Annotated in this window: 14 protein-coding genes; 10 read left to right on the forward strand and 4 right to left on the reverse strand. The window is 25.1% G+C overall.

The genetic code is table 11. The annotated features are described in order from the left end of the window. Positions 1-226 precede the first annotated feature (226 nt). Entirely contained in the window at positions 227-1,105 is an 879-nt protein-coding gene (locus AAT22_RS11535) for a DMT family transporter (protein ID WP_047001345.1), read from the forward strand. Between the two features lie 78 nt (positions 1,106-1,183). On the opposite strand, the gene AAT22_RS11540 is transcribed toward AAT22_RS11535, so the two are convergent. Then, the gene (locus AAT22_RS11540; protein ID WP_016209141.1) at positions 1,184-1,621 is read right to left on the reverse strand and encodes a GatB/YqeY domain-containing protein; all 438 of its coding nucleotides are present in this window, start codon (positions 1,619-1,621) and stop codon (positions 1,184-1,186) included. Positions 1,622-1,730: 109 nt separating this feature from the next. Then, positions 1,731-2,594 carry an LD-carboxypeptidase gene (locus AAT22_RS11545; RefSeq protein WP_047001346.1) on the reverse strand — a complete coding sequence of 288 codons (864 nt, stop codon included), beginning with the start codon at positions 2,592-2,594 and terminating at the stop codon, positions 1,731-1,733. Between the two features lie 258 nt (positions 2,595-2,852). Here AAT22_RS11545 and AAT22_RS11550 point away from each other — a divergent pair, with 258 nt between their 5' ends. The 8 genes from AAT22_RS11550 (at position 2,853) to AAT22_RS11585 (ending at position 10,367) form a co-directional block, all read left to right on the forward strand. Beyond that, positions 2,853-3,260, forward strand: coding sequence for a hypothetical protein (locus AAT22_RS11550; protein WP_016209143.1), 408 nt, complete (start codon positions 2,853-2,855; stop codon positions 3,258-3,260). A 69-nt stretch (positions 3,261-3,329) separates the two neighbouring features. Further along, a complete protein-coding gene (locus AAT22_RS11555; RefSeq protein WP_016209144.1) occupies positions 3,330-3,710 on the forward strand; it encodes a desulfoferrodoxin in 381 nt (126 codons plus the stop codon). 205 nt (positions 3,711-3,915) lie between these two features. Beyond that, positions 3,916-5,079 carry an MFS transporter gene (locus tag AAT22_RS11560; RefSeq protein ID WP_047001347.1) on the forward strand — a complete coding sequence of 388 codons (1,164 nt, stop codon included), beginning with the start codon at positions 3,916-3,918 and terminating at the stop codon, positions 5,077-5,079. 5 nt (positions 5,080-5,084) lie between these two features. Beyond that, the gene (locus tag AAT22_RS11565; RefSeq protein ID WP_047001514.1) at positions 5,085-5,774 is read left to right on the forward strand and encodes a SprT family zinc-dependent metalloprotease; all 690 of its coding nucleotides are present in this window, start codon (positions 5,085-5,087) and stop codon (positions 5,772-5,774) included. 231 nt (positions 5,775-6,005) lie between these two features. Next, a complete protein-coding gene (locus AAT22_RS11570) occupies positions 6,006-6,527 on the forward strand; it encodes a hypothetical protein (RefSeq protein WP_047001348.1) in 522 nt (173 codons plus the stop codon). A 24-nt stretch (positions 6,528-6,551) separates the two neighbouring features. Next, the gene (locus tag AAT22_RS11575; protein ID WP_047001349.1) at positions 6,552-8,279 is read left to right on the forward strand and encodes an ABC transporter ATP-binding protein; all 1,728 of its coding nucleotides are present in this window, start codon (positions 6,552-6,554) and stop codon (positions 8,277-8,279) included. Position 8,280: 1 nt separating this feature from the next. After that, positions 8,281-10,047: an ABC transporter ATP-binding protein gene (locus tag AAT22_RS11580; RefSeq protein WP_047001350.1), complete on the forward strand. Its 1,767-nt coding sequence runs from the start codon at positions 8,281-8,283 to the stop codon at positions 10,045-10,047. A 92-nt stretch (positions 10,048-10,139) separates the two neighbouring features. After that, the gene (locus AAT22_RS11585) at positions 10,140-10,367 is read left to right on the forward strand and encodes a TIGR04540 family protein (protein ID WP_016209150.1); all 228 of its coding nucleotides are present in this window, start codon (positions 10,140-10,142) and stop codon (positions 10,365-10,367) included. 56 nt (positions 10,368-10,423) lie between these two features. Here AAT22_RS11585 and AAT22_RS11590 read toward each other — a convergent pair whose 3' ends face one another. Beyond that, positions 10,424-10,642, reverse strand: a complete 219-nt coding sequence (locus AAT22_RS11590; RefSeq protein WP_016209151.1) for a hypothetical protein — start codon at positions 10,640-10,642, stop codon at positions 10,424-10,426. Between the two features lie 256 nt (positions 10,643-10,898). On the opposite strand from AAT22_RS11590, the gene AAT22_RS11595 reads away from it, so the two are divergent. Continuing rightward, the gene (locus tag AAT22_RS11595) at positions 10,899-11,528 is read left to right on the forward strand and encodes a CoA pyrophosphatase (protein ID WP_016209152.1); all 630 of its coding nucleotides are present in this window, start codon (positions 10,899-10,901) and stop codon (positions 11,526-11,528) included. Between the two features lie 52 nt (positions 11,529-11,580). Here the strand turns inward: AAT22_RS11595 and AAT22_RS11600 are convergent, their stop codons facing one another. Continuing rightward, positions 11,581-12,867, reverse strand: a complete 1,287-nt coding sequence (locus AAT22_RS11600; protein ID WP_016209153.1) for an NCS2 family permease — start codon at positions 12,865-12,867, stop codon at positions 11,581-11,583. Positions 12,868-12,941 lie beyond the last annotated feature (74 nt).

Below are 12,941 nucleotides of genomic sequence, written 5' to 3' on the forward strand. Positions count from 1 at the left end.
ACTAAAATACGGCATGAGTCCTATTCAATATAAGTCTCATGCTGCATAAAGAGTCTTTTTTCTATTGTCTACTTGACAGGGTCAAGTTTAAACGGGAGTTTTTTTAATTAATTTTATTTTATATTGTTATTTTTTCATTAAACTATAAATTAATAGTTCAATAATATATGTGCTCATTATAACTTATATAAAATAATATGATATTATATCAAAAGGGAGTGATTATATGAATAATTTAAGTAATAGAACTAAAGGAATTTTATTTTTAATTTTTTCAGCCTTTGGTTTTGCAGTAATGTCTGCATTTGTAAAATTAGCAGGTGATTTACCATCATTTCAAAAGACTTTTTTTAGAAATTTAGTATCTTGCATAATAGCCTTATTTTTTATTGTAAAAAATAAAGAAAGCTTTTTTGGTAAAAGAGAAAATCAGAAGATGTTAATATTAAGATCAGCTTTAGGAACAATTGGAATAGTATTAAATTTCTATTCAATAGATAAATTGGTGTTATCAGACGCAAATATGTTAAATAAATTAAGTCCATTTTTTGTAATTATTTTTTCTGCTTTATTTTTAAGTGAAAAAATTAATTTTAAACAATTCTTAGCAATTATTGTAGCATTTATTGGAACATTATTTATAATAAAACCTAGTTTTAATTTAGACATGATTCCTGCTATTATGGGAGTATTGGGTGCAGTTTTTGCAGCCGGGGCATATACTTGCCTTAGGTTCCTTGGAGGAAAAGAAAATCATTATACAATAGTATTTTACTTTTCATTATTTTCTTTAATAGTAATCTTTCCATTTATGATGTCAGTATATGTACCTATGAATAGTGAACAATTATTTTACTTATTAATGGCAGGAGTATTTGCTAGTATAGGACAATTTGGAATAACAATTGCATATAAGTATGCACCAGCAAAAGAAATATCTATTTTTGATTATTCCAATATTTTATTTTCTGCTATTATCAGCTTCATAATATTTAGGGTATTGCCAGATTTACTAAGTTTTATTGGATATTTTATTATTTTTGCTTCATCTTATTATATGTTTATTTATAATAAGAAGTTAGATAAAGTTGAAAAAAGTAATTAAGATAATTATTTTTTTATTTATATATTTAACTATAAATTAAATATATAAATAAAGCCTCTCATACAGAGAGGCTTTATTTTATCCTAATATTTTTTTTACCATAGGATTAATTTTTGATTTATCAAATTTACCATTTACCTTTGGCATAATTTCTTTCATTATCTTTCCCATATCAGATGAAGCATAATTACCATTTGTAATTATTTCTCTAAGCATAGTTTCAACTTCTTCATCTGCAAGTTGTGCAGGTAGATAAGGAGTTAATAAGTTAATAGCAAAATTTCCTTCATTAATTTTATCATTATCATTTAATTGTATAGCATATTGAAGAGCTTCTTTAAGCTGTTTAATTTGTTTTTCTATAATTCTCAAAACATCTTCATCTGAAATATCTTTTCTTTCATTAACTTCAAATGCTTTTATTTCTGAATTAACTAATCTTAAAACACTAACAGTTGCTTTATCTCTAGCTTTCATAGCAGCTATTTCGTTTTTCTTTAATTCCTCTTTTAACATATTACTTTCACCTCACTAGAATATTCTTAATAAACAATGTCGTTTATCTCTGTTAAAATTATATACTTTAAGGAATATTATTGCAAGAAAACTAATAATAAGTAAAATTCTAATTTAAAAATAAAGTTTTACCAATTGCTATACATTTAGAATTAGAACCATGACCTAACTCATTTGTTTTGGCTATAGGAAGATCAGGATTATTTATTTTTCTTAAAAGTAGATTTATAACTTCTTCTTCAGAAAAGTCCTTTTCTAATTCTGTAAATGAACCTAGTAAAATCCCATTAATATTAGTAAAGGCTCCAATTTGCTTATATTGTGTTAGAAATGTAGAAATTTTATTAATATCTCCACTTAAAGCTTCAAGAAAAAGTATTTTACCATTGAAACTTGGAATAAATTTTGTTCCAGCTAATTTTAAAAAACATCTAATATTTCCTCCAACTACTTCTCCCATCATGGACTTTCCTTGAAGCCATTTGTAAGAAAAATTGAATAAATCATTAGTTCCTTCTAAAACACTATTTTTGAAATTTATAATTTGATTCTCAGAGTCTTCTCTTATAAGATTTCTTAATTGGTAATTATAATTGATAGTATTTGATTTTGTTAGTAAAGCATTTAAGATTACACTTAAGTCGCTATATCCAAAAAAAGGTTTATTGCATGTAGAGATAAATTCATAATCTAAAAAGTCAAGAATTTCATTACATAAATCACCACCTGACAAATCGAATATGGCATTTATAGTATTATCTTTATAAAAATTCATAAGCTCTTTAGCTCTTATTTCATAAGAATAAGAGTTATTATTTTCATCTTTATATAATGAATTTGATAAAACTACATTTAAATTTAAAGAATTTAATATATTAATTAATTCATTTATTTTAGTCGTAGTATTTTTATCTAGACCATTTGAACAAGCAATTAATGCAATTGTATCATTTATCTTTAATATACTTTTCATAAAAACCTCCATAATAATTAGTATTAAATTAAAGTATAAAAAATATAATATAAAAAATCAAATATATGTATAATTAAAATTCTAAAATATAAATAGTTTATTTTACTTGATAACTATTATTACTTATGTTATCATAAATATATATTAATAATGAAAAATTTTCCTATAGATAAGTATAAAAATTTATATATCCTTTAAGAATAATAATATTATAAATTGAATAATTTTATAATATATAAGTTTATAAATGGAGGATATATGAAATATAGACTTTATGTAAATGGGAAATGTAAAAACTATAGAAGTTTTCAAAGTAATATTGGAATAGGAGGAGTAATCTTAAACGATTATGGAGATGAAACATCATTTTCAAGAAATGTAGGTACTGGGACTTGTTGTGAAGCTCAAATTTATGCTATTTTACATGGAATAGATATTATTTCAAAATCAAAAGATGCTGAAAGTGTAACTGTATATATATCTAATTTAATGTTAGTAGATTATTTAAATGAAAAGCATATTGATATTAGTGCTAGTACTGAAATATTAGTAGACAAGCTAAAAATATTTATAAAAAGTTTGAAACTTAATGTTAATTTTGAATACTTTGATGTAAGTGAATACAGCTATGTTCGATCATTAGCTGAGGATGCAATTGAACTTTAAGAAAACTTTGTAAATGTAAACAATATATAGTAAAATATATTAAATTAAATAATTAAGGAGTGAAATTTTATGGTTAAAAAATTACAAGTATATAAATGTGGAGTTTGTGGATCTATGGTAGAAGTATTAAATGAAGCAGGTGGAACATTAGTATGTTGCGGTAAACCAATGACATTATTAAATGAAAACACAGTTGATGCAGCTGTAGAAAAACATATTCCTGTGGCAGTAGAAGAAAATGGAGAACTTTTAGTTAAAGTTGGAGAAGTTGCACATCCAATGTTGGACGAGCACTTTATTCAATGGGTAGAAGTTATAACTACTGAAGGTGAAGTTATAAGAAAAGAATTGAAACCAGGTGAAAAGCCAGAAGCTAAATTTAACGTAAGTGGAAATGTTGATAGAGTAAGAGAATACTGTAATTTACATGGATTATGGAGTAATAAATAATAAGAAAAATAAAAAGCTATCTTAGATATACTAGGATAGCTTTTTAGAGTTTCCTTCAGTTTTCAAGTTGATATATGTAAGTTTAAGTTGACTTGGAGTGAAGCGACGGGATAAGCAAACTTACATATATCAACCTTTTTATTTACTTTATTAATCACAAATGATAGAATTTACAGGTAGTAAGAATAAAACGGAGGTAATACAAATGAAAAAGTATTATAATATGACTACCTTCTTAACTATTGGAATTTATAGTATTTTAACAACTTTTTATTTTCCTTATTTAAATCAAGAAATAGGTTTATCGCTGGTAGAAGTTGGACAGGTAGTTTCAATAGGAGCGCTGTTTACAATAATTGCACAACCTTTATTGTCTAATAGGTTTTCAAATTCAAAAAACAAGAACAAATTTATATTAACTTATTTAGCAATAGTTTTTATAGCTATAGTTGGACTTATGTTTATAAATAAGGATTTAGCTATTGTTTTTGCACCTTTCTATGGCTTATTATTAAGTCCAATGGTAGGAGTATTTGAAATATATATAGAAGAATTATCTATAAAAAATGGGTATGAATTTTCAGATATAAGAAAATGGGGATCTATAGGCTTTGGATTTATAGTATTTCTTTCAGGAATTATAATTAACAAATTTGGTTATAAGACATTGCACATTATTGCATTAGCAATTATCTTAGTAATCATGGCAATAATATTCTTTAACTTCAAAGAGACTTTAGATAGAAAAGAACAGAAAAAAAATGCAAAGGTATTAGATTTATTTAGAAATAAAAATCTAATACTGCTTATATTAGTAGTTTTTTTAGGTATGGGCAGCTATATGGGATTGGATTTTGCTTATTCATCATATTTAGTTGATATTGTTGGAGATTTTGATAAAGCAAATAATATATATAGTTATTCAATAAGCTTTAGAGTTGTAATTGAGTTTTTCTCATTTTTAATTATTGCTAAATATTTAAGTAAAGCTAATAGTAAAAGATGTCTTATAATAGCATTATCAATAGCTTGTATTAGATTGCTATTATTCTCAAGTGGTAACCTATTACTTATAGTTTTTGGGGACCAGCTTCATGGTATATTGTATGGATTATATTTAACCTTTATATTTAAATATCTAAGAGAAATATTAGACGAAAGTTTAATTGCAACATCTTTTGCAATTCTTTCTGTACTAAGTACTGGAGGTTCTAATTTTATATATCCATCCATATATAGCTTTATGCAGCAAAAGTTTGGTTATGGCGGAATGTATATATCTGGTGCTATATTAGTATTTATATCAATAATAATATTGGTTATATTCCTTCCAAAGGCTAATAGACAAAATAATATGATTAAAGCTTGAAAATTATGAAAAGAAAAATTGTTTTAAAAGATATAGAAATAGAATACTCTATTATTTTTAAGAATAAGAAAAATATCTCTATAAAAATAGATAATAAAAAGGATATACTTGTGTATTCTCCTGCAGGAATAGCTTATGAGTATTTAGATAAACTAATTATAGAAAAAAGTAAATGGATAATAAAATCTATGGAAAATATTGAAAAAGGTAATTTAGTAGAAGAAGATAGAGTGATTTTATTAGGAAAATACTATGAAACAATAATAAAAAAATCTAATATTAATAGAGTTTTTATAGAAAAGGATAAAGTTATAATTAATACTGTCTCACTAGAAAAAACTTATACAAGAAAATTAATAGTAGACTGGTATAAGAAAATAGCTACAGATATTATTGGAGCGAGGGCTATGGAAGTATCTAATAAGATTTCAATAAAGCCTTCAAAAATTATAATAAAAGATCAAAAAAGCATATGGGGAAGCTGTAATTCCAAAAAAGAAATTAGATTAAATTGGAGATTGGTTTTAATGCCATATGCTGTTATGGAGTATATTATAATTCATGAATTATGTCATATAAAACATATGAATCATTCAAAGGAGTTTTGGAGTTTAGTAAATTATTATTGTAATGATTATAAAAAAAGCAAAATTTGGTTGAAAGAAAATGGAGTTATGCTAATGAATTTAGTATAACTCTTTTTTTACAATAAATTATAAAATTGGTATTTCCTATTTTATAATAACATTATATAATGGTAAGTAATCATCTAATATCATTATTATCCTTTCATGTCATAAAACTGCATGGAGTATAAAAAATAATATTAATTTTTATATTTTAATCCAACCTTTTAATATAAATTCCCTATACTTTATTAAACTTTAGGAATACTAATTATATTAATATAGCTTAGGAGAAAAGATATGAAGAAAATTATTATTTTACTATTCTTAATTATTTCAACATTTTATTCTTGTACCAATAAAATAAGTAATGATGAGAATCGGTTTAAATCAGAAGAAAAACAGCGAGAAATAGAAAATAGCGACGACACTATAATATTTAAGGCTTCTTCAAAGGAAAGAAATATAGATACTAAAGATATAATATCAAAGGTTGAAAGTGACTTAACTCAAAAAGGTGCTTTGGTAAAAATAATAAATAGGCAAGGAGATTCAGTATATATAATGACAACTGAATCAGAAGCTGAGGATATAAGAATTCATAAACTTAATATATCAGAAATTTTAGATATAAATAAATATATAAAAGGTAATAGGAATAATAACTATGAGGAAGTATCAAAATTATTAAGAAAAGGAGAATACTTAATTATTCCAGCCAATATAAAAAATAACTCTATGGAGGAAGCAATTTCATGGATTTCTAGTGATGGAAGAATTAATGTTTATGAAATAAAGGAATTAGATACTTATGAAGAATAAATATTTTTAATAAGGAGGGATGGTATGAAAAGAATATTAAAATATTTATTAAAAGAAAAAAAATCATTAATAATTGGTACAATGTCTATGATATTAATTATATCAATAGACCAAATAACACCTATGTTGCAAAAGGAAATAGTTGATAGCGGTATAATAGAAGGAAAATACTCAATTATATTGCCGATTTTATTTATATTTCTAGCTTTAACGTTAATAAAAGCAATATTAGGCTATTTGAAAGAATATTTATATGACTATATCGGAGCAAAAGTTCATTTTGATTTGAGAACAGAACTATTTTCACATATTCAAAGTTTTGAATTTGAGTATTTTGATAACACAAATACAGGAGAATTGATGTCTAGAATAGGTGAAGATATTGAAAATATATGGCAAACTATAGGTTTTGGACTTAGATTATTTGTTGAAAATATATTATATTTTACATTTAGTACTATTATATTATTTTATTTAAATTGGAAGCTTACATTAATTTGCCTTGTAATTTTAGCTCCTATAGGAGTAATAGCATATAAGCTTGAAAAAAACTTAAATGATGGTTATGAAGAAATAAGTGACAAAACAGCAGAAATAAACACAAGAGCTCAAGAAAATATAGCTGGAGTTAGACTAGTTAAAGCTTTTAGTAGAGAAAAACATGAAATAAAAAGATTTAGAAATCTAAATAAAGACTATTATGATCTTAACATGAAGCAAGCAAAGACTATATCTAAAAGCTTTCCATTTATAGAATTCTTAACTAATATATCTTTAGTAATCATGATAATACTTGGGGGGTATTTTGTATTAATAGATGAAATGTCTCTAGGAACGCTTATCGCCTTTTCAGGGTACATTTGGAATATAATATGGCCTATGAGAATGATAGGGTGGCTTATGGATATACTTTCTAAAAATAAAGCATCTGCCTTCAAAATATTTAATATATTAGATAGATATACTAAGATAAATCCTAATGAAGGTTTGAAAGTTAAGGACGTAAAAGGTGATATTGAGTTTAAGAATGTAAGTTTTAAATATAATGATGAATTAGTATTAAAAGACATAAACTTAAATATTAAAGCAGGAAGTACTGTAGCTATTATGGGAGCTACTGGATCAGGGAAATCAACTTTATTATCTCTAATCGGAAGATATTATGATGCAACTGATGGATGTATTGAGGTTGATGGTGTAAATGTAAAAGATTTAAATTTAAATGCTCTTAGAAATAATATGGCTGTAGTTCAGCAAGATACTTTTTTATTTTCAGACACTATAGAAAATAATTTAAGGTTTGGAAATGTTAATGCATCTAATGAAGAAATTAAAGATGGTGCAAATAAGGCTTGTGCTTTAAGTTTTATAGAAAATTTAGAAAGTAATTTCCATACTGAAGTAGGTGAAAGAGGAGTTGGGCTTTCAGGAGGCCAAAAACAAAGGCTTTCAATAGCAAGAGCTATAATTAGACGAGCTCCTATATTAATATTAGATGATTCAACTTCAGCATTGGATATGGATACTGAGCATGAATTATTAAAAAATCTTAATTATATTAAGAAAAATAAAACAACTTTATTAGTTGCTCATAGAATATCAGCTGTGAAAAATGCAGATTTAATAATATTCATGAAAGATGGATGTATAGTGGAAAAAGGTACTCATGAGGATTTATTAAGCAAAAAAGGTCATTATTATGGTGTTTATAAAGAGCAATTTAAAGATTTTGATAACTTGGAGGTTGTTTAAAATGCCTAAAGAAAATGAAATGATTAAAAGTAAAAAAGAAGTTATTTTTAGGTTATTTTCATACTTAAAAGAATACAAAAAGGAAACTACAATCTCCATAATATTGATGGGATTGGTTACAGTTTCAAATAATTTAAATCCATATTTAATGAAAATAGCCATAGATGAAAATATAAAAAATAAAGATGTAAAAGGGCTAGTTATAATTGGAGTATTTTTAATTGTTATTAATATATTTACATTAATTTTTTCAAAGCTTAAGTGGAAAGTTGTAAGCTATATAACAAATAATATATTAATTAATATAAGAATGGAACTATATACTCATATACAAAAGTTACCATTTGATTTTTTTGATAGTAGACCAGTAGGAAAAATTCTAGCTAGGGTCATGGGAGACGTAAATTCACTGAAAAATTTATTTGACCAAAGTATCCAATCAGTAATACCTGAATTAGTAAATTTACTATCAGTAATTGTATTCATGTTAATTTTGGACTTGAAATTAGCATTTGCATGTATATTATTATTACCAATATTAGGAATAGGTATGCTTTTTATAGAAATAAATTCAAGGAAAAGATGGTCAGAATATAGAAGTAAAAGATCAATATTAAATGGTTTTACACATGAAGATATTTCAGGAATAAAAGTTGTTCAATCTTATGCAAAAGAAAACTCTACCTATTCAAAATTTAAAGACTTAGTTTGGGATCATTTAGAAAGCTTTTTAAAGGCTGTAAGAATAAATGATTGTATGTGGCCATTAGTTGAACTCTCATGGGGAGTAGGTACTATAGTTGTATTTTTTGTAGGATATAACTTAATAAAATTAGGTACAATAGAAGTTGGTACATTAATTGCATTTTCTATGTATATAGGAATGTTCTGGCGACCTATAATGAATTTATCTAATTTCTATAATACTTTAATTACTAATCTGTCTGCAGGTGATAGAATTTTTGAAATATTAGATATTGAACCATTTATAAAAGATGATTTAGACAAACCAAATATAGGCGAAATTAATGGAGATGTAGAATTCTATAATGTTTCATTTGGATACGGCAATAACTTAGTACTTAAAAATGTGTCATTTAAGGTTAGAAACGGAGAGAGAATTGCTTTAGTTGGTGAAACAGGAGCAGGAAAAACAACTATAGTGTCATTAATAAGCAGGTTTTATAAGCCTAATGAAGGATCAATATTAATAGATGGAAAAAATATAGAAAATTATAATTTAGGTTCCTTAAGAAGTCAAATGGGAATCATGCTTCAAGATACATTTTTATTTTCTACAACTATAAAAGAAAATATAAAATATGGAAAATTAGATGCTAGCGATGAAGAAGTAATCGAAGCAGCAAAAGCCGTTAATGCTCATGATTTTATTATGTCACTTGAAAAAGGATATGATACTGAAGTAAATGAAAGAGGATCAAGACTATCCTTAGGACAAAGACAGCTAATTTCATTTGCAAGAGCACTGCTAGCAAATCCGAAGATACTTATATTAGATGAAGCAACTTCAAATATAGATACTCAAACTGAAATTATAGTTCAAAAGGGAATAGAAAAATTACTTAATAATAGAACTTCTTTTGTAATAGCTCATAGATTATCAACCATAAGAGATTGTGATAGAATTATTGTTGTGGAAAATGGTGAAATAAGAGAAAGTGGATCTCATAATGAATTAATAGAATTAAAGGGAGCTTATTATGAGTTATATAAGGCACAATATAGTTTTTTAAATCAAGGTGCATAAAATATAAGAAATTTTAAAAATAGTACTAGAAAAAAAGTTATTTAGTATTTATAATGAATATGAAAACTTTAGAAGATATTAAGGAGATGAACATGAGAGCTGTATATAGAAATCCAAAAGAATTAGCAACTTGCTTAAAAGACTTGGTTGACAATTATTTAGAAGATTTACTAAGCTATGAAAATTTAGAAAGTAAAGTAAAAAAGATAGTTGACGCAAATGAAGATAGAGTTTATAAAGATAATAAAATATCATTAAAACTTTATCCTTACTTAGGTGATGAAAGAGTTCAAATTATTGATAAAATAATAAAGGGATAATATTAATTAAATAAAAAAGCTTCCATGTTATTATGGAGGCTTTTATAAATTTATTATTACAAATTAAAAATGGAAAGTTTCTTTTCTTCATATGGGATTTTATCTAAGGAATGTTTTAATGTTAAAAATTCCATTTCTGCTCTATCTATTTTACTAGATAATATTTCTTTCTCTCTATCATTTTTTGCATTTTGATTTTCATCTAATAATTGTCTTAATTCTTCAGAAACTTCAAACATCCTTAATGCAGCTTCATAGCAATTAGATACTTTCATAAAATCACATCCTTATATTTTATAGTAATATTATACAATATAAGGAAAAAATAAGCAATTTAGCTAAATGTTTTCATTAAATTTAATAAATAATTTTAATAAATTTATATGTAAATAGTAAAATAATATTATAAATAATCTACAATCTATATAATATTATAGTATAAGGATTAATAATAAAAAAATAGATACTACTATTCTAACTGCGTAAGATATTAATTTAAATATATATTATAAAGACTAAAGGGAGTAAAAAATGAATATAAAAGTTATAGATAATATCATTGAAAGCTTTAAAGAAAATAAAGCATATATAAATGGATGGAGAGATATGAAAAGAGCATCTGTAGCTATTTTAATTGTGGAAATAGACAGCAGAATAAATATAGTTTTTGAAGTTAGAGCAAAGCATATGAGAAGCCAACCTGGAGATATTTCATTTCCAGGAGGTAAAATAGATTTTAATGAAAGTCAAAAGGAAGCAGTTTCTAGAGAAATTTGTGAAGAGTTAGGATTACAATCAGAAGATTTTGAAATAATATGTCCACTTGATATATTAGTAACTCATTATAATTTATTAATCCATCCTTTTTTAGGCTATATTAAAAATTTTGATAATATAAAAATAAATAAAGATGAGGTTGACCATATATTTACAGTTCCATTAGAGTATTTATTAAATATTCAACCACATATCGAAAATAATAAGGTATTAGTCAATAGAACAGAAGGTTTCCCATTTCATTTAATAAATGGAGGTGAAAATTACAAGTTTAAAGAAGGAATATATAAATCTTTATTTTATACTTACAGGGATTATGTTATTTGGGGAATAACAGCATTAATATTAGAAGATTTTTTAAACAGTTTAAGAAACAAACTTTAGATATATTATTATAAAAGCAAAGTTAAAAAAAGCTGCCATAAGGCAGCTCTTTTTAAATACTATGAAGTATGAAATATATTATAAATATAATAGAAATTATATACATAACTATAGAAAGTTGCTCTTTTTTCTTTGTTATAAGTTTCATTATTGTATAAGAAATAAAACCAAATGCTATACCATCTACAATACTAAAGGTTAGTGGAATTAGAACAATAATTAAAAAAGATGGTATTGCTTCTGAAATATCATTAAAATCAATATGAACTATTCCCTTAATCATTAAACTCCCTATTATTATTAAAATAGGTGCAATTACTTCATTTGGAATTAAGTTTATAAATGGAATAAATACTAATGAAATTAAAAGTAACAATCCTGATATAAGAGATGTTAAGCCTGTTTTTCCACCAGCTGCTATACCTGCTGTTCCCTCAACTGTAGAAACAGATGGGCTAGTTCCGAATAAACCACAAGCTATAGTAGATAAAGCTATTGCATTCAAAGCTTTATTTTGCTTTTCAGGAGTTTTAAGCAACCCGTTAATCTGTCCATGTAATAACCCTATATTTTCAAATACTAAAACTAAAGTTAATGAAAAAGTAGAAATCCAAAATGGAATAGTAAAAAATGCACTTAAGTCTAAGTTAAGAAAAATACTTTTGTATTCACTAAAATTAGGAAGCGAAAAAGTTAGTTCAGATACATTAACAAAGCCTAATGATATAGCAGCAATTGTTCCTACAACTATACTTATTAAAAATCCTCCTGGAATATTTTTAGCAAATAGTATAACAGTTAATAAAAACATAGCTATAAAAAATACTACTTTTGGATCTGAAAGTGACCCTATTTTAACCATTGTAGAAGGATCAGGAATAATTAATCCACCCTTTTGAAAACCTAAGAATGTAATAAATAATCCAATTCCTATAGTTATTGATTCCTTTAAAGAATTAGGTATAGATGTATCTAGAATTTTAGATAAAGGTGTAATAGATACAATTAAAAATAATATACCAGCCATAACAACACTTGTTAGTGCCTGATTAAAGGATAATCCCATACTTAATACTATTGTATAAGTAAATAGGGCATTAATTCCCATTCCTGGCATTATTACAAGTGGAGTATTACTCATCAAAGAAACTAATAAGCAACCTGTAAATGAAGCAAGTACGGTTGCAATAATTAGTGGCTCTTGTGCTATACCTCCATCACTTAAAATACTAGCATTAACTACAATAATATATACTGCAGCAAAAAAAGAAGTTAAACCAGCTATTAGCTCAGTTTTAAAATTAGTTTTATGTTCTTTTAGTTTAAATAATTTGTCCATCCTTTCTGTAAAAACCTCTTTTCTTTATCCCTCACCCACCCGCATCTATTGATGTCTAAATAATTATAACATTT

This window comes from Clostridium sp. C8 (genome assembly GCF_001010885.1).
GTDB lineage: Bacteria > Bacillota > Clostridia > Clostridiales > Clostridiaceae > Clostridium > Clostridium sartagoforme.

What these genes read in the sequence shown, in the direction of transcription:
- AAT22_RS11535 (WP_047001345.1), top strand. Translation starts at nt 227, where the DNA reads ATGAATAATTTAAGTAATAGAACTAAAGGAATTTTATTTTTAATTTTT.
- AAT22_RS11540 (WP_016209141.1), bottom strand. Translation starts at nt 1,621, where the DNA reads ATGTTAAAAGAGGAATTAAAGAAAAACGAAATAGCTGCTATGAAAGCT.
- AAT22_RS11545 (WP_047001346.1), bottom strand. Translation starts at nt 2,594, where the DNA reads ATGAAAAGTATATTAAAGATAAATGATACAATTGCATTAATTGCTTGT.
- AAT22_RS11550 (WP_016209143.1), top strand. Translation starts at nt 2,853, where the DNA reads ATGAAATATAGACTTTATGTAAATGGGAAATGTAAAAACTATAGAAGT.
- AAT22_RS11555 (WP_016209144.1), top strand. Translation starts at nt 3,330, where the DNA reads ATGGTTAAAAAATTACAAGTATATAAATGTGGAGTTTGTGGATCTATG.
- AAT22_RS11560 (WP_047001347.1), top strand. Translation starts at nt 3,916, where the DNA reads ATGAAAAAGTATTATAATATGACTACCTTCTTAACTATTGGAATTTAT.
- AAT22_RS11565 (WP_047001514.1), top strand. Translation starts at nt 5,085, where the DNA reads ATGAAAAGAAAAATTGTTTTAAAAGATATAGAAATAGAATACTCTATT.
- AAT22_RS11570 (WP_047001348.1), top strand. Translation starts at nt 6,006, where the DNA reads ATGAAGAAAATTATTATTTTACTATTCTTAATTATTTCAACATTTTAT.
- AAT22_RS11575 (WP_047001349.1), top strand. Translation starts at nt 6,552, where the DNA reads ATGAAAAGAATATTAAAATATTTATTAAAAGAAAAAAAATCATTAATA.
- AAT22_RS11580 (WP_047001350.1), top strand. Translation starts at nt 8,281, where the DNA reads ATGCCTAAAGAAAATGAAATGATTAAAAGTAAAAAAGAAGTTATTTTT.
- AAT22_RS11585 (WP_016209150.1), top strand. Translation starts at nt 10,140, where the DNA reads ATGAGAGCTGTATATAGAAATCCAAAAGAATTAGCAACTTGCTTAAAA.
- AAT22_RS11590 (WP_016209151.1), bottom strand. Translation starts at nt 10,642, where the DNA reads ATGAAAGTATCTAATTGCTATGAAGCTGCATTAAGGATGTTTGAAGTT.
- AAT22_RS11595 (WP_016209152.1), top strand. Translation starts at nt 10,899, where the DNA reads ATGAATATAAAAGTTATAGATAATATCATTGAAAGCTTTAAAGAAAAT.
- AAT22_RS11600 (WP_016209153.1), bottom strand. Translation starts at nt 12,867, where the DNA reads ATGGACAAATTATTTAAACTAAAAGAACATAAAACTAATTTTAAAACT.